At 69.0% G+C, this 16,078-nt stretch carries 13 protein-coding genes; 10 read left to right on the forward strand and 3 right to left on the reverse strand.

Annotated features, from left to right (window positions below; genetic code table 11):
- Window positions 1-103 precede the first annotated feature (103 nt).
- Window positions 104-1,468 (forward strand): glutamate decarboxylase, encoded by a 1,365-nt coding sequence (locus ACWGJB_RS46975; protein ID WP_453386169.1) that lies wholly within the window; start codon window positions 104-106, stop codon window positions 1,466-1,468.
- Window positions 1,469-1,576: 108 nt separating this feature from the next.
- Here the strand turns inward: ACWGJB_RS46975 and ACWGJB_RS46980 are convergent, their stop codons facing one another.
- A complete protein-coding gene (locus ACWGJB_RS46980) occupies window positions 1,577-2,086 on the reverse strand; it encodes a hypothetical protein (RefSeq protein WP_453386170.1) in 510 nt (169 codons plus the stop codon).
- 282 nt (window positions 2,087-2,368) lie between these two features.
- On the opposite strand from ACWGJB_RS46980, the gene ACWGJB_RS46985 reads away from it, so the two are divergent.
- The 6 genes from ACWGJB_RS46985 to ACWGJB_RS47010 all read left to right on the forward strand — a co-directional run bounded on the left by ACWGJB_RS46985 (window position 2,369) and on the right by ACWGJB_RS47010 (window position 9,437).
- On the forward strand, window positions 2,369-3,418 hold the full coding sequence (locus tag ACWGJB_RS46985) for an ABC transporter substrate-binding protein (RefSeq protein WP_453386171.1): 1,050 nt from the start codon (window positions 2,369-2,371) through the stop codon (window positions 3,416-3,418).
- Between the two features lie 47 nt (window positions 3,419-3,465).
- Window positions 3,466-4,299: a siderophore-interacting protein gene (locus tag ACWGJB_RS46990; RefSeq protein ID WP_453386172.1), complete on the forward strand. Its 834-nt coding sequence runs from the start codon at window positions 3,466-3,468 to the stop codon at window positions 4,297-4,299.
- 126 nt (window positions 4,300-4,425) lie between these two features.
- Entirely contained in the window at window positions 4,426-5,868 is a 1,443-nt protein-coding gene (gene desA / locus ACWGJB_RS46995; protein WP_453386173.1) for a lysine decarboxylase DesA, read from the forward strand.
- Window positions 5,852-7,129 carry a lysine N(6)-hydroxylase/L-ornithine N(5)-oxygenase family protein gene (locus ACWGJB_RS47000; RefSeq protein ID WP_453386174.1) on the forward strand — a complete coding sequence of 426 codons (1,278 nt, stop codon included), beginning with the start codon at window positions 5,852-5,854 and terminating at the stop codon, window positions 7,127-7,129. Before desA ends, ACWGJB_RS47000 begins: the two co-directional genes overlap by 17 nt.
- Window positions 7,126-7,671: a GNAT family N-acetyltransferase gene (locus tag ACWGJB_RS47005; protein WP_453386175.1), complete on the forward strand. Its 546-nt coding sequence runs from the start codon at window positions 7,126-7,128 to the stop codon at window positions 7,669-7,671. Before ACWGJB_RS47000 ends, ACWGJB_RS47005 begins: the two co-directional genes overlap by 4 nt.
- Window positions 7,668-9,437, forward strand: coding sequence for an IucA/IucC family protein (locus ACWGJB_RS47010; protein WP_453386176.1), 1,770 nt, complete (start codon window positions 7,668-7,670; stop codon window positions 9,435-9,437). The genes ACWGJB_RS47005 and ACWGJB_RS47010 overlap by 4 nt, the downstream gene beginning before the upstream one ends.
- Before the next feature lie 64 nt (window positions 9,438-9,501).
- Here the strand turns inward: ACWGJB_RS47010 and ACWGJB_RS47015 are convergent, their stop codons facing one another.
- On the reverse strand, window positions 9,502-11,073 hold the full coding sequence (locus ACWGJB_RS47015) for a beta-N-acetylhexosaminidase (protein ID WP_453386177.1): 1,572 nt from the start codon (window positions 11,071-11,073) through the stop codon (window positions 9,502-9,504).
- A gap of 157 nt (window positions 11,074-11,230) precedes the next feature.
- Between ACWGJB_RS47015 and ACWGJB_RS47020 the strand changes: the two genes are divergently transcribed.
- Window positions 11,231-12,088: a DUF4429 domain-containing protein gene (locus tag ACWGJB_RS47020; protein WP_453386178.1), complete on the forward strand. Its 858-nt coding sequence runs from the start codon at window positions 11,231-11,233 to the stop codon at window positions 12,086-12,088.
- Between the two features lie 65 nt (window positions 12,089-12,153).
- On the opposite strand, the gene ACWGJB_RS47025 is transcribed toward ACWGJB_RS47020, so the two are convergent.
- Window positions 12,154-13,719, reverse strand: a complete 1,566-nt coding sequence (locus ACWGJB_RS47025) for a purple acid phosphatase family protein (RefSeq protein ID WP_453386179.1) — start codon at window positions 13,717-13,719, stop codon at window positions 12,154-12,156.
- Between the two features lie 165 nt (window positions 13,720-13,884).
- Between ACWGJB_RS47025 and ACWGJB_RS47030 the strand changes: the two genes are divergently transcribed.
- A complete protein-coding gene (locus tag ACWGJB_RS47030) occupies window positions 13,885-14,142 on the forward strand; it encodes a hypothetical protein (protein WP_351734897.1) in 258 nt (85 codons plus the stop codon).
- Between the two features lie 20 nt (window positions 14,143-14,162).
- Window positions 14,163-15,980, forward strand: a complete 1,818-nt coding sequence (gene glmS, locus ACWGJB_RS47035; protein WP_453386180.1) for a glutamine--fructose-6-phosphate transaminase (isomerizing) — start codon at window positions 14,163-14,165, stop codon at window positions 15,978-15,980.
- Window positions 15,981-16,078: the final 98 nt, after the last annotated feature.

Here is a 16,078-nt window from a genome sequence, read left to right on the forward strand (position 1 = left end):
GCGTCGTCGATCATTCGGGAAGGTACGCCGTCCGCGTGCATCCCGAGCCCTGTCCACAGGTCCTCGGAACGGCTCCCGCCCCGAACGTGGTTGAGTCGCCGGTATGACCAAGAGTGACGCCGCGGCTCTGTTCGGCAACCGTTTCCTGACCGCGCCCGCTCCCTCGGGGAAATTCCCCGAGGAGGGCATGACCGCGACGGACGCCATGAGGCTGCTGGACGCGGACCTCGCCATGGAGGGCGACCCGCAGCGCAACCTCGCCACGTTCGTCACCACCTGGATGGAGCCGGAGGCGCAACGGATCATCGCCGAGAACCTCCACCGCAACTTCATCGACCACGCGGAGTACCCCATCTCCGCCGAGATCGAACAGCGCTGCGTTCGCATGCTCGCCGACCTCTTCCACGCACCGGGCAGGACCACCGGATGCCGGACCCAGGGCTCGTCAGAGGCGATCATGCTCGGCGCGCTGTCGCTGAGGTGGAAGTGGCGGGAGCGCCGCCAGGCGGCCAAACTCTCGGCCGACCGGCCCAACCTGGTCTTCGGCGGCGACGTCCACGTCGTGTGGGAGAAGTTCTGCCGCTACTTCGACGTGGAGCCGCGGATCGTGCCGCTTGCGGAGGACAAGTACACGATCGGCCCGGAGGACGTGGAGCCCCACCTCGACGAGAACACGATCGGCGTCGTCGCCGTCCTCGGCACCACGTTCACCGGCCACAAGGACGACGTCGTCGGGATCGACAAGCTCCTGCGGGACATCCGCAAGAAGCGGGACCTCGACATCCCGATCCACGTCGACGCAGCCAGCGGCGGCTTCGTGTGGCCCTTCCTCTACCCGGACTCGAAATGGGACTTCCGGCTCGAGCAGGTCCGCTCGATCAACGTATCGGGACACAAGTACGGCCTGGTCTACCCCGGCATCGGCTGGCTGGTCTTCCGCGAGGAGTCAGACCTGGCCAAGGACCTCGTGTTCCACGAGAACTACCTGGGCAAGACCGACGCGACGTTCACGCTGAACTTCTCGACCGGCGCGGCGATGGTGCTCGCCCAGTACTACAACTTCGTGCGACTGGGCCGCCAGGGCTACACCTACGTCATGGAGGCGATGCAGAAGAACGCCCTCGCGTTGGCGGACAACCTGCGTGACAGCGGCCGCTTCGAAGTGATCGGCAGCGGCCTCGAGCAGCTGCCGCTGGTCGCTTTCCGCCTTGCCGGCAAGCACGCCTACGACGAGTCCGACGTCGCCTGGCAGCTCTCGGCCGAGCGCGGCTGGATGGTGCCGGCGTACACGCTGCCGCCCAACGCGGAGCGGGTGAAGATCCTGCGTGCCCTGGTCAAGGAGACCCTGAGCCGCGAGCAGATCGAGCGTCTGACCCAGGACATCGCCGACGCGTGCGGCACCTTGGACCACAAGGGTGCGACCACCGGGATCGAGCGGGCCCAGGTCAAGCGCGGCACCGGCTACTGACGCCCGCAACCGGCACCCCGAACTGTCGGCAGCGAGGTCATTGCGGTTTGACGGATCCTCAGTTCGGGTGAGGGGTTCGGCGCGCGCGTGGCATCCTCGACCCCTTCATCACGGCGTCCCCTGCTCACCGTCCACCCGCCCCGGCACACCACCAGGCGTGTACCCGGCCTCCACCGCGCGGCGGTACCAGTCTCGCGCCTCCTCCTCTTCGCCACGTCGGCTCAGGCCGTACGCCAGATTCATCATGGCCGGTGGGGATCCGCGGTCCGCCGCGCTCCGGTAGACCGCGAGAGCGCCGTCCTGGTCGCCCGCCTGCTCGAGGGCGAGTCCGAGGTTGAACAGCTGAAGTCCGGCCCTGCGAGGCGCCAGCCTGGACAGATACTGCCGTTCGACAGGCTCCAGCCCCTCGCGGCGATAGGCATTGAGCAGGAGGTTCGTCGCGCTTCTGGTACCCAGCGGGGTGGAGCCCCAGGCAAGCGGCAGACCGATGCAGATCGCCAGAGCCGCGATCGTCCACGACGCCCAGGCCGGCGCGCCGATCGCCGAACGGCTCCAGCCCGTGACGGCTCCTAGGACGAGCACCACCGGAACTCCCACCGAGACCACGAAGAGGGACACGAGCGAACGTCTGCTCCAGCCGTAAGTCACCGCACAAGGTGAGCACGCCGACGAGCGGGCATCAAGGGTCGGTCGCTCACGGGGCCGGCGGAGTCTCCGTCGACGCACCTTCGATCCTGGAACCGAAATGTCAAGGACGGCCATCGGTACGGAAGTTGGCAGGCCTGAGCCGGTCTCGTGCGGGAGGCCCCAAGGGTGGATCTAGACAAGATGTGAGGTTAGGCTAACCTAATCAGCGACTTGTCCGGCGGTGTTTCCGCACGTCCGAAAGCAGCCACACCTATGTCCAACGTGAGAGCAGCCCACCTCACTCGCCGCGGCATCCTCGCCGCCGGTGGCGCCCTCGGCCTCGGTGCCGTGCTCGCCGCCTGCGGGGACGACGACGCGAAAAGCGGTGGTTCCTCCGACAAGGAGACGACGGCCGCCAAGTCCGGCCCCTGGACCTTCAAGGACGACCGCGGGACCACGGTGAAGCTGGACAAGGTCCCGGCGAACATCGTCGCCTTCGTCGGCGTCGCCGCCGCGCTGTACGACTACGGCGTCGACGTCAAGGGCGTGTTCGGCCCGACGAAGACCAAGGACGGCAAGGCGGATGTCCAGGCCGGTGACATGGACATCAGCAAGGTGACCGTCCTCGGCAACACCTGGGGCCAGTTCAACGTCGAGAAGTACGCGGCCCTCGCCCCCGAGGTCCTCATCACCACGATGTTCGACGGCGCCGGCACCCTCTGGTACGTCCCGGACGAGTCCAAGGACAAGATCGCCAAGCTCGCCCCGAGCGTCGGCATCTCGGCCTACGACCGCCGGCTGACCGTCCCGCTGCAGCGCGTCTGGGCCCTGGCCGAGTCGCTCGGCGCGGACATGACGGCGAGCAAGGTCACCGACGCCAAGAAGCGCTTCGAGGAGGCCTCCTCCCGGCTGCGCGCCGCCGCCAAGGCGCACCCCGACATCAAGGTGCTGGCCGGCTCGGCCGCCCAGGACCTGTTCTACGTCTCCGGCTCCAACCTCTCGGTGGACCTGGAGTACTTCAAGGCCCTCGGGGTGAACTTCGTCGAGCCGTCGGCGTCCGTGCTGAAGAAGAGCGGCGGCTGGTACGAGGACCTGAGCTGGGAGAACGTCGACAAGTACAAGGCCGACGTGATCATGATGGACGACCGCTCGGCGACCACCCAGCCCGCCGACATCACCCAGGCCACCTGGAAGAAGCTCCCCGCGGTCAAGGCCGGCCAGGTCATCGCCCGCTCCCCCGAGCCGATCTTCTCCTACGACAAGTGCGTCACGATGGTGGAGAACCTCGCCAAGGCGCTGGAGACGGCGAAGAAGGTCAGCTGACCCCGCCCGGGCACACCCCGACAACTTCCTGAGTCTCAGGAGCTCATATGACGACGGCCGTGGCCGCCCCGTTCCGTTTCTTCTCCCTCCAGGTCGTACGGACGAGGCGGCTCGGTCCGTCTCTGGTCCGGGTCACCTTCACCGGCGCCGATCTGGCGCACTTCCACTCCGACGGACGCGACCAGTCCCTCTCCCTGTTCATCCCGGCCGAGGGCCGCGCCGAGCCCGCCGTGCCCATCGAGCTGGGCGAGGGCTGGTTCCAGGGCTGGCGCGAACTCCCGGACGACGTACGGGCCGTGATGCGCTCGTACACGCTCCGGGAGCTGCGCCGCGACCCGGACGAGATCGACATCGACTTCGCGCTGCACGGGGTCGAACCGGGGGCCGCCACCCCCGCGGGGCCCGCTTCCCGGTGGGCCTCCCGGGCCGCCGCCGGCGACCGGGTGGTCCTGCTCGGCCCGGCGGTCGCCGACAACCGCGCCATTCGCTTCCGGCCGCCCGAGGACACCGATCTGGTGCTGATCTGGGGCGACGAGACCGCCGTGCCCGCGGCGACCGCCATCCTCGAATCCCTCCCCGCCGGCACCCGGGTGCGCGCCTGGCTGGAGGTGCCGCGCACCGGGGACATCCAGGACGTGACGACCGCGGCCGACGCGGAGATCGACTGGGTGGTGGGCGGCACCGCCGAGGCGGCGATCCGGGGCGCCCTGCTGCCCGCCGCGGAGCGCCCGTACGTCTGGATCGCCGGTGAGTCCGGGCGGGTCAGGGAACTGCGCCGGCACTTCGTCGGGGAGCGGGGCGTGGACCGGCGCCGGGTCACCTTCGTCGGCTACTGGCGGCAGGGCCTGACGGAGGAGCAACTCCGGGCGGCCTGCGAGTAGTTACGAGGCCGAGGTGACGGCTTTCACGGGAGGGGCAGCGCTTCCATCGTTACTTAGCTTAGGCTAACCTAAGTTGGAGCCATTCGCTCCCTTCCCCCGCCCGGATCGTCCCCGGAGGACCCCCACATGCGCTCGCACCTGCTCAATGACCTCACCGCGGAGCACTACCGCCGCTCCGTGACCGAAGGAGTAGAGCGGGTGGCGGCCAAACTCGCCACCACCGACCGGCCGTTCACGGGTGTCACCGTCGACGCCCTGTCCCCGCTCATCGACGGCATCGATCTCGACCGGCCGCTGCACGACACCACCGCGGTCCTGGACGAGCTGGAGGACGTCTACCTCCGGGACGCCGTCTACTTCCACCACCCCCGCTACCTCGCCCACCTCAACTGCCCGGTGGTCATCCCGGCGGTGCTCGGCGAGGCGGTGCTCACCGCCGTCAACTCCTCCCTGGACACCTGGGACCAGTCGGCCGGCGGCACCCTCATCGAGCGGAAAGTGATCGACTGGACGACCGCCCGTATCGGCCTCGGCGACGCCGCCGACGGCGTGTTCACCTCGGGCGGCACCCAGTCCAACCTCCAGGCGCTGCTCCTGGCCCGGGAGGAGGCGAAGACCGACTCCCTCTCCAGACTGCGCATCTTCGCCTCCGAGGTCAGCCACTTCAGCGTGCAGAAGTCGGCGAAACTGCTCGGCCTCGGCCAGGACGCGGTGGTCTCCGTCCCCGTCGGCCAGGACAAGCGGATGCAGACCGTCGCCCTCGCCCACGAGCTGGAACGCTGCAAGAACGACGGCCTGGTGCCCATGGCGGTCGTCGCCACCGCCGGCACCACCGACTTCGGCTCCATCGACCCGCTGCCGGAGATCGCCGAGCTGTGCGAGCAGTACGGCGTCTGGATGCACGTGGACGCGGCCTACGGCTGCGGTCTGCTCGCCTCCCTCAAGCACCGGGACCGGATCACCGGGATCGAGCGCGCCGACTCGGTCACCGTCGACTACCACAAGTCCTTCTTCCAGCCGGTCAGTTCGTCCGCCGTGCTGGTCCGGGACACCGCCACCCTGCGGCACGCCACCTACCACGCGGAGTACCTCAACCCGCGCCGGACGGTCGAGGAGCGCATCCCCAACCAGGTCGACAAGTCCCTGCAGACCACCCGCCGCTTCGACGCCCTCAAGCTGTGGATGACGCTGCGCACCATGGGCGCCGACGGCATCGGCCGGCTCTTCGACGAGGTCTGCGACCTGGCCGCGGAGGGCTGGCGACTGCTCGCCGCCGACCCGCGCTTCGACGTCGTCGTCCAGCCGTCCCTGTCCACCCTCGTCTTCCGTCACATCCCGGCGGCCATCACCGACCCGGCCGAGATCGACCGCGCCAACCTGTACGCCCGCAAGGCCCTGTTCGCCTCCGGCGACGCGGTGGTCGCGGGCACCAAGGTGGGCGGCCGCCACTACCTCAAGTTCACCCTGCTCAACCCCGAGACCACGACGGCCGACATCGCCGCCGTCCTCGATCTGATCGCCGGCCACGCCGAGCAGTACCTGGGAGAGTCCCTTGACCGCGCGTCCTGAAAACCCGACCAAGACCTATGACTTCGTGGGCATCGGGCTCGGGCCCTTCAACCTCGGCCTCGCCTGCCTGACCGAGCCGATCGCCGAACTGGACGGCGTCTTCCTGGACGCGAAGCCCGACTTCGAGTGGCACGCCGGCATGTTCCTGGACGGCGCCCACCTGCAGACCCCGTTCATGTCGGACCTGGTCACCCTGGCCGACCCCACCTCGCCGTACTCCTTCCTCAACTACCTGAAGGAGAAGGGCCGGCTGTACTCGTTCTACATCCGCGAGAACTTCTATCCGCTGCGGGTGGAGTACGACGACTACTGCCGCTGGGCCGCGAACAAGCTGACCAACGTCCGCTTCAGCACCATGGTGACGGAGGTCCGGTACGACGACGGGCTGTACGTCGTCGCCACGGCCGCCGGTGACACCTACCGCGCCCACCGGCTGGTCCTCGGCACCGGCACCCCGCCGTACATCCCGGAGGCCTGCCGGGGACTCGGCGGAGACTTCATCCACAACTCGCGCTACCTGAGGCACAAGCAGGAACTCCAGTCCAAGGAGTCGATCACGCTGGTCGGCAGCGGCCAGTCCGCCGCCGAGATCTACCACGACCTGCTGAGCGAGATCGACGTCCACGGCTACCGCCTGAACTGGGTGACCCGCTCGCCGCGCTTCTTCCCCCTCGAATACACCAAGCTCACGCTGGAGATGACCAGCCCCGAGTACATCGACTACTACCATGCCCTGCCCGAGGCAACCCGCTACCGGCTGACCGCAGAGCAGAAGGGCCTGTTCAAGGGGATCGACGGCGACCTGATCAACGAGATCTTCGACCTGCTCTACCGGAAGAACCTCGGCGGCCCGGTCCCCACCCGGCTGCTCACCAACTCCAGCCTGAACGCGGCGGCCTACGAGAACGGCACCTACACCCTCTCCCTGCGCCAGGAGGAGCAGGGCAAGGACTACGAGCTGGAGACCCAGGGCCTGGTCCTGGCCACCGGCTACAGGTACGCCGAGCCCGAGTTCCTCCGGCCCGTCCGGGACCGGCTGCGCTACGACTCGCACGGCAACTTCGACGTGGCCCGCAACTACGCGATCGACGTCACCGGCCGGGGCGTCTTCCTGCAGAACGCCGGCGTCCACACCCACAGCATCACCAGCCCCGACCTGGGCATGGGCCCCTACCGGAACGCGTACATCATCCGCGAGCTGCTCGGCTCGGAGTACTACCCGGTGGAGAAGACCATCGCCTTCCAGGAGTTCGCCATATGAGCGCCACCGCCACCCTGACCTTCACCTTCCGGCCCCTTGACCCGCTCGAGGACGCCGAGCTGCTGCACCGCTGGGTGACGCACCCCAAGGCCGCCTACTGGATGATGCGGGACGCGAAGCTGGAGGACGTCGAGCGGGCGTACATGGAGATCGCCGCCGACGAGCACCACCACGCGCTGCTGGGGCTCGGCGAGGACGGCGAACCCGCCTTCCTCATGGAGAAGTACGACCCCGCCCACCGCGAGCTGGTCGGGCTGTACGACCCCGAGCCGGGGGACGTCGGGATGCACTTCCTGACGCCGGCCACCGAGACGCCCGTGCACGGGTTCACCAAGGCCGTCATCACCGCCGTGGTCGCCCATCTCTTCGAGGATCCGGCGGCCCGCCGGATCGTCGTCGAGCCGGACGTGCACAACACGGCCGTGCACGCGCTGAACGAGGCCGTCGGGTTCGTGCCCGTACGCGAGATCCAGAAGCCGGAGAAAACGGCGTTGCTGAGCTTCTGCACCCGGGAGCGGTTCGAGAAGGCGGTGTCCGTATGACCCTCGCGGACGCGGTCGCCCATCTCTCCCCCGAGCGCTGGGAGAAGGCCAACCGGCTCCTGATACGCAAGGCGCTCGCCGAGTTCGCCCACGAGCGCCTGATCACCCCGGAGCAGGACGGCCAGTCGTATGTCGTCCGCAGCGACGACGGGCTCACCCGGTACCGCTTCAGCGCCGTCCGCCGGGCCCTGGACCACTGGCAGGTGGACGCCGACTCCATCGGCCGGGTCCGCGACGGCGCCGAACTCCCGCTCGCCGCACTCGACTTCTTCGTCGAGCTGAAGGACTCGCTGGGCCTGAGCGACGAGATCCTGCCGGTCTATCTGGAGGAGATCTCCTCCACCCTCTCCGGCACCTGCTACAAGCTCACCAAGCCGCAGATCCCGGCCGCCGAGCTGGTACGGGCCGACTTCCAGGCGATCGAGACCGGGATGACCGAGGGCCACCCCTGTTTCGTCGCCAACAACGGCCGGCTCGGCTTCGGCGTCCACGAGTACCTGTCGTACGCCCCCGAGACCGCGAGCCCGGTCCGGCTGGTCTGGCTGGCGGCGCACAGGTCGCGTGCCGCGTTCACGGCGGGCGTGGGCATCGACTACGAGTCCTTCGTACGGGACGAGCTGGGCGAGCAGACGGTGGAGCGCTTCCACGGCGTCCTGCTCGACCGGGGCCTGGACCCCGCCGACTACCTGTTCATCCCGGTCCACCCCTGGCAGTGGTGGAACAAGCTCACCGTCACCTTCGCCGCCGAGGTCGCCCGCGGGTACCTCGTCTGCCTGGGCGAGGGCGACGACGAGTACCTGGCCCAGCAGTCCATCCGGACCTTCTTCAACAACAGCCACCCCGAGAAGCACTACGTCAAGACCGCCCTGTCGGTCCTCAACATGGGCTTCATGCGCGGTCTTTCGGCCGCCTACATGGAGGCCACCCCGGCGATCAACGACTGGCTGGCCCAGCTCATCGACAACGACCCGGTGCTGAAGTCCACCGGCCTGTCGATCATCCGGGAGCGGGCGGCCGTGGGCTACCGGCACCTGGAGTACGAGCAGGCGACCGACCGCTACTCGCCGTACCGGAAGATGCTGGCCGCGCTCTGGCGGGAGAGCCCGGTGCCGTCCCTCCAGGAGGGCGAGTCACTCGCGACGATGGCCTCCCTGGTGCACGTGGACCACGAGGGCGCGTCCTTCGCCGCCGCGCTGATCGAGCGGAGCGGACTGACCCCGAAGGACTGGCTGCGGGCCTATCTGAAGGCCTACTTCACCCCGCTCCTGCACAGCTTCTACGCCTACGACCTGGTGTTCATGCCGCACGGCGAGAACGTCGTCCTGGTCCTGAAGGACGGCGTGGTCCAGCGGGCGGTCTACAAGGACATCGCCGAGGAGATCGCGGTCATGGACCCGGAAGCGGTGCTGCCGCCGACGGTCGAGCGGCTGCGCGTCGAGGTCCCCGAGGACAAGAAGCTGCTGTCGATCTTCACGGACGTCTTCGACTGCTTCTTCCGCTTCCTCGCCGCGAACCTCGCGGCCGAAGGGGTCCTCACGGAGGACGACTTCTGGCGGACGGTCGCCGAGGTCACCCGTGCGTACCAGGAGTCGGCGCCCGAACTCGCCGACAGGTTCGCGCAGTACGACATGTTCGCGCCCGAGTTCGCGCTGTCCTGCCTCAACCGGCTCCAGCTGCGCAACAACAGGCAGATGGTGGACCTGGCGGACCCGTCGGGCGCCCTCCAGCTGGTCGGAACCCTGAAAAATCCCGTCGCGGGGTTCTGATCCGGGCGGACGGGCTCCCCCGAGTACGGTCCTCGGGGGAGCCCGTCGGTCTTTCCGGTTCGGTCTACTTCGCAGGCCAGGGCACCTGCGGCGAACGGTAGTAGCCGATGCCCAGGGCGTCCCAGCGGGGCGCCTGCGCGGCGAGCCGCACCTTGTAGGCGTCCCAGTCGTGCGTGGACGCCGGCGACCAGCCCAGCTCCGCCACCCCCGGCAGCCGCGGGAAGGCCATGTAGTCGATGTCGGCGCTGGTCACGAGGGTCTCGGACCACAGCGGCGCCTCGACCCCCCGCACCGCCGAACTCGGCGCACCCGCGAGGTAGTTGCCCGGATCCCAGTCGTACGACCGCTGCACCTCCACCAGACCGGCCCAGTCCTGGCCGAGCGGGGTGTCCTCGGTGTACTTCATGTCGAGGTAGAGCCGGTCGGCGGGCGACAGGATCAGCCCGGTGCCGTTCTGGGCGGCCTTGGCCACCTGGGCCTTCTCGTCCGCGCCGGTGTCGTCCAGCCCCCAGTACTGGGCGATCGCCCCCGGCACCGGATGCGCGCCGGTCAGCTGGTGCCAGCCGATCACCGTCTTGCCGTACTTCGCGACGATCGGCTGCACCCGGTCCATGAACGCCACATAGTCCTCGTGGCTGGTGGAGTGCGCCTCGTCGCCGCCGATGTGGAGATAGCGGCCCGGGGTGAGGGCGGCCAGCTCGCGGATGACGTCGTCCACGAAGTCGTACGTCACCTGCTTCGACACGCACAGCGAGCTGAAGCCGACGTCCGTGCCGGTGTACAGCGGCGGTGCGGTGCCGTCGCAGTTGAGGTCGGCGTAGGAGGCGAGGGCCGCGTTGGTGTGGCCGGGCATGTCGATCTCGGGGACGACTTCGAGGTAGCGGGAGGCCGCGTACCGGACGATCTCCTCGTACTGGGCCTTGGTGTAGTGGCCGCCCGGGCCGCCGCCGACCTGGGTGGAGCCGCCGTAGGTCGCGAGACGCGGCCAGGAGTCGACGGCGATGCGCCAGCCCTGGTCGTCGCTGAGGTGCAGATGCAGTTCGTTGATCTTGTAGAGGGCCAGCTCGTCGATGTACCGCTTGACCTGGGCCACGGTGAAGAAGTGCCGGGAGACGTCGAGCATCGCGCCCCGGTAGGCGTAGCGCGGGCGGTCGGTGATGGTGCCGCCCGCGACCAGCCAGGGGCCGGGCTGCACGGTGTCCTTCTCGACGGCCGCCGGGAGCAGCTGACGCAGGGTCTGGACGCCGTGGAAGAGGCCGGCGGGTTCGGCGGCGGTGATGGTGACGCCGTCGCGGCCGCTGTCGAGGCGGTACCCCTCGGCGCCGAACGGGCCTTTGGCGAGGCGGAGTCGAATACCCGAGGTGCCGTGCGTGGGCAGGGGCAGCCGGTAGCCGGTGGACGGCCGCAGCAGGTCCGCGAGGTACTCGGCGACCCCGCGGGCCTCCCGGGAGCCGTCGACGCGGATGGCGGTGTCACGGGTGATGCGGTACGGCGCTCCGCCCGCCCTGACCGAGGCGGGCGCCGGGACGACCCGGTCGAGCGGGGCCGGGGCGGGCTTCGGCGTGGCCGGGGTGGCGCCGACCGTGAAGGCGCCGGCCGCCGCGACCAGCAGCAGGGACCCCAGGACGCGGGCCATGCGGGGAGTACGGGGAGTCGTTCCGTGGTGCCGTCTCACATGCGCTCCCATCGAAGAACTCTGTGCGGAGGACTTGCAGAGGACTCGGCTGAGGATGCACCACCGACCGGGATTGGTCGAGACCACCCGGCCGTACTTCCGGTGGAACAATCCCCCCATGGCGGAAATCATCCAGAAGGACGCCACCTGGGCCTTCGACGGAGACGCTTTACGGCTGACTCCCGGGCGGGACAGGAACGTCAGTGTGCTGCGCCGGACGCTGGGTGAACTGGTCGTCCCGCTGGCCGCGTTGGCGGGTGTCTCGTTCGAGCAGGGCCGCAGGTCGGGGCGGCTGAGGCTGCGGCTGCGGGACGGCGCCGATCCACTGCTGCACGCCACCGGCGGCCGTCTCGCCGAGACCCACGACCCCTACCAGCTGGCCGTGGAGCCGGACCGGTACGGCGTCGCCGAGTACTTCACGGACCAGGTGCGCGACGCGCTGCTGCTGGAGCGGGTCCCGGGCACGCCGGTGACCGGGTATCTGCTGCCGGGTCCGCAGCTGCCGCTGTCGGTCTCCGCCGGGGACGGCACGGCCGGCTTCGACGGCGAGCGGGTGCGGCTGGAGTGGAACTGGAAGGCGGAGGACGTGAAGGCCGCCGCCGGTCCCCGCACGCTGGCCCTGGCGGACATCCTGGCCGTGGAGTGGCAGCCCTCCGCCGGGCTGGAGAACGGCCATCTGCGGTTCCGGGTGCGCGGTGCGCCGGCCAGGGCGCGGGCCAGGTACGACCCCAACGCGGTGGAGCTGTGGGGGTTCAAGCGGGATCCGCTGATGGCGCTGGTCGCGGCGGCGGTGCAGGCGCGGCTGCCGCATCCGTCGGCGGCCGTACCCGAGGCGCCCCGGGTGGCCCAGGAGCCGGAGGCCGATCACGACGCGCTGCTGCGCCGGCTGCGCGAGCTGGGCGAGCTGCATCGCGCGGGCGTGCTCACGGACGAGGAGTTCGCGTTGGCCAAACAGGCGGTCCTCAATCGCTTGTGAGGACCGCCTGCGGGTGCCCTGCGCCCTGCCTTCCGGGCGTACGGCCTTACTGGGTCTACCGGGTCCTACTTGGCCTTGCGGGCCACCGTGAAGTGGTCGATGCGGTCGCCGGTCTCGGCGACGCCCGACACCTTCAGCTTGGCGTACTGGCCGCGCGGCGCCGGCTCGACGTCCACGCGCAGGAACGAGTAGTTGAGGTAGCGCACCCGGGACCAGGTGACGGTCTCGTTGACCTTGCCGTCCTTGGTGTTGATGAAGGAGGCGACGGAGTCGACCTCGTTCAGGTGCCCCTCGTAGGAGTCCGGCGCGGTGAACGCGTACAGGCTGCGGCCCGCGGCGCCCGCCGTGACGTAGACGACACCCTCGGTCTCGGAGTAGGCCGTCTCGCCGATCGGGAGCTTCTTGACGACCTTGTCGCCCTTGATGACGTCGGTGCGCTCGTACTGGTGGTTGTGGCCGTTGATGACCAGGTCCACCGTGTACTTCTCGAACAGCGGCACCCACTCCTGTCGCACGCCCCCCTCCGAGGCGTGCGCCGTGGAGGTGCAGTAGGCGCAGTGGTGGAAGAACACGACGATGAAGTCGATGTCCCTCGATGCGCGGAACTTCTTGAGCTGCGCCTCGAACCACTTGGTCTGGGTGCCGCCGGAGATGCCCAGGTTCGCGGGTATCTCGAAGGAGACGTCGTTCGGGTCCAGCGAGATGATCGCCGTGTTGCCGTGGACGAAGGAGTAGACGCCCGGCAGGTTCTTCTTGTCCGGCCCGTTGTCGGGCAGGGTGAAGCGGGCCTCCTCGCCGCCGTAGCCGTTCGGCGAGTACCAGGCCTCCATGTCGTGGTTGCCGTAGGAGACCATCCACGGCACCGACTTGGCGACCGACTCGGTCTGGGCCAGGAACTGGTCCCACACGCGCGAGTCGAAGCCGGTGTCGGCGGTCTTGCCGGCGCCGGACGGGTCGGCGTACGCGATGTCGCCGGCGTGCAGGTGGAAGCTGGGGTTCTGGCCGAGGATCAGGCTGTCGTTGGCCAGACCGTGGTAGCTGACGCCCTGGTCGCCGAAGGCCGTGAAGGTGAACGGCTCCTTGTGCGAGGGGGCGGTGGTGAAGGTGCCGATGGTGCTCGCGAACTGCGGCGAGGCCGGGTCGAAGCCCTCGTGGCCGACGCCGTAGAAGTAGGTGCGGCCCGGCTTGAGGTTGGCCAGCTTGGCGTGCACGTAGTACTGGGTGTGGTCGCCGCTGGCGCCGATGCCGGCCGGGGTGTACAGGGTGCGGATCTCGGCGTCGATCTTGACCGAGAGGTGCGAGGCGTGGGTGCCGATGCGGACGAAAGGCTTCTTCACCGCGACCGGGACCTGCCAGGAGATCGTCATCTCCGTGCTGGCGTCGTTGCCGTAGGCCAGGTGACGACCGAACGGCGCCACGAAGGCGCCGTCGACGTACTGGGTGGCGGGGGCGGAGGACTGGGTGGGGACGGCCGCCTGCGCGGTGCCACCCAGCACGAACGAGCCGCCCGTGACGGCGCCGACAGTCACGGCGCCGCCTCTGATCATCGACCGCCGGGAGAATTTGGCGCGGAGGTACTCGTGCTGCTCGGCCATGCTCATGCGCTCGGCCAGCTTGTCGGGTACTCCCATACGAGGAATGTCCATGACGTCTGAAACTCGTCTCCACAAGCAACGTGGCGCAAGACACAGGATGGACAGGCTACGAACAGAGCCCCATAAGAGACTGAACAGGCCGTTGCCCGGAATCGGGCAGGATTCTTGCTAAACCGCCATCCCGTACTCCAGGATCTACGGGTGCACGACGAACTTGTTGATCATCTGACGCGGTCCTCGCCCCTGAGCCGGGGCGAGGCGCTGCGGGTGATACAGGACGTGCTCGCCTACTTCGACGAGACGGCCGGGGACTACGTCCGGCGCCGCCACCGCGAACTGCAGGCAGAAGGCCTGGTGAACGCGGAGATCTTCGAACGGATCGAGGCGGATCTGAAGTACAGGGCGGTCGCCCCGCCGGAGCTCACCCTCCGGCAGCTGCGCCGCATGGTCTACGGCTGAGGAATACGGAACACCTATATATGTGCGGAATTGTCGGATACATCGGTAAGCGTGACGTGGCCCCGCTCCTCCTGGAGGGTCTGCAGCGGCTGGAATACCGCGGCTACGACTCGGCGGGCATCGTCGTCACCTCCCCGAAGGCGGCCGGCCTGAAGATGGTCAAGGCCAAGGGCCGGGTCCGGGACCTGGAGGCCAAGGTCCCGGCGCGCTTCAAGGGCACCACCGGTATCGCCCATACCCGCTGGGCCACCCACGGCGCACCCTCCGACGTGAACGCCCACCCGCACATGTCCGCCGACCAGAAGGTCGCCCTCGTCCACAACGGCATCATCGACAACGCCGCCGACCTGCGCCGCAAGCTGGAGGCGGACGGCGTCGAGTTCCTCTCCGAGACCGACACCGAGGTCCTCGTCCACCTCATCGCCCGCTCCCAGGCGGAGACCCTGGAGGAGCGGGTCCGACAGGCGCTGCACCTGATCGAGGGCACCTACGGCATCGCCGTGATGCACGCCGACTTCCCCGAGCGCATCGTGGTGGCCCGCAACGGCTCCCCGGTCGTCCTCGGCATCGGCGACAAGGAGATGTTCGTCGCCTCCGACATCGCGGCCCTGGTCACCCACACCCGTCAGATAGTGACCCTGGACGACGGCGAGATGGCCACCCTCAAGGCCGACGACTTCCGGACATACACCACCGAGGGCACCCGCACGACCGCCGAGCCGACCACCGTGGAGTGGGAGGCCGAGTCGTACGACATGGGCGGCCACGACACCTACATGCACAAGGAGATCTCCGAGCAGCCCGACGCGGTCGACCGCGTGCTGCGCGGCCGGATCGACGACCGCTTCTCCACCGTGCACCTCGGCGGCCTCAACCTGGACGCCCGGGACGCGCGTGCCGTGCGCCGGGTGAAGATCCTCGGCTGCGGCACCTCGTACCACGCGGGCATGATCGGCGCCCAGATGATCGAGGAGCTGGCCCGGATCCCCGCGGACGCCGAGCCGGCCTCCGAGTTCCGCTACCGCAACCCGGTCGTCGACCCCGACACCCTGTACATCGCGGTCTCCCAGTCCGGTGAGACGTACGACGTGCTCGCCGCCGTCCAGGAGCTGAAGCGCAAGGGCGCGCGGGTGCTCGGCGTGGTGAACGTGGTCGGCTCGGCGATCGCCCGCGAGGCGGACGGCGGCATGTACGTGCACGCCGGGCCGGAGGTCTGCGTGGTCTCGACGAAGTGCTTCACCAACACGACGGTCGCGTTCGCGTTGTTGGCACTGCACCTGGGTCGCACCCGTGACCTCTCCGTCCGCGACGGCAAGCGGATCATCGACGGACTGCGCAAGCTGCCGGCCCAGATCTCGGAGATCCTCGCCCAGGAGGCGGAGATCGAGAAGCTGGCCGCGGAGTACGCCGACGCCCGCTCGATGCTCTTCATCGGCCGCGTCCGGGGCTACCCGGTGGCCCGCGAGGCGTCCCTGAAGCTCAAGGAGGTCTCCTACATCCACGCGGAGGCCTACCCGGCGTCGGAGCTGAAGCACGGCCCGCTGGCCCTGATCGAGCCGGCGCTCCCCACGGTGGCGATCGTCCCCGACGACGACCTCCTGGAGAAGAACCGTGCGGCCCTGGAGGAGATCAAGGCCCGCAGCGGAAAGATCCTGGCGGTGGCCCACCAGCACCAGGAGAAGGCGGACCGCACGATCGTCGTCCCGAAGAACGAGGACGAACTCGACCCCATCCTGATGGGCATCCCCCTCCAACTCCTCGCCTACCACACGGCGAAGGCCCTGGGCCGCGACATCGACAAGCCGCGGAACCTGGCGAAGTCGGTGACGGTGGAGTAGGACCGTTCGGTTGTGCGGGCCGATGGGGGCTGGTCGCGCAGTTCCCCGCGCCCCTTTGGGGCGCGTTGATCCAGCGTCCCGTCAGGGGCGCGGGGAAC

This window comes from Streptomyces sp. NPDC054813, from assembly GCF_053611365.1.

Bases quoted from the DNA above. Each gene is read 5' to 3' on its own strand.
- ACWGJB_RS46975 (WP_453386169.1), top strand. From the start codon at position 104: ATGACCAAGAGTGACGCCGCGGCTCTGTTCGGCAACCGTTTCCTGACC.
- ACWGJB_RS46985 (WP_453386171.1), top strand. From the start codon at position 2,369: ATGTCCAACGTGAGAGCAGCCCACCTCACTCGCCGCGGCATCCTCGCC.
- ACWGJB_RS46990 (WP_453386172.1), top strand. From the start codon at position 3,466: ATGACGACGGCCGTGGCCGCCCCGTTCCGTTTCTTCTCCCTCCAGGTC.
- desA (WP_453386173.1), top strand. From the start codon at position 4,426: ATGCGCTCGCACCTGCTCAATGACCTCACCGCGGAGCACTACCGCCGC.
- ACWGJB_RS47005 (WP_453386175.1), top strand. From the start codon at position 7,126: ATGAGCGCCACCGCCACCCTGACCTTCACCTTCCGGCCCCTTGACCCG.
- ACWGJB_RS47010 (WP_453386176.1), top strand. From the start codon at position 7,668: ATGACCCTCGCGGACGCGGTCGCCCATCTCTCCCCCGAGCGCTGGGAG.
- ACWGJB_RS47015 (WP_453386177.1), bottom strand. From the start codon at position 11,073: ATGGCCCGCGTCCTGGGGTCCCTGCTGCTGGTCGCGGCGGCCGGCGCC.
- ACWGJB_RS47020 (WP_453386178.1), top strand. From the start codon at position 11,231: ATGGCGGAAATCATCCAGAAGGACGCCACCTGGGCCTTCGACGGAGAC.
- ACWGJB_RS47025 (WP_453386179.1), bottom strand. From the start codon at position 13,719: ATGGGAGTACCCGACAAGCTGGCCGAGCGCATGAGCATGGCCGAGCAG.
- glmS (WP_453386180.1), top strand. From the start codon at position 14,163: ATGTGCGGAATTGTCGGATACATCGGTAAGCGTGACGTGGCCCCGCTC.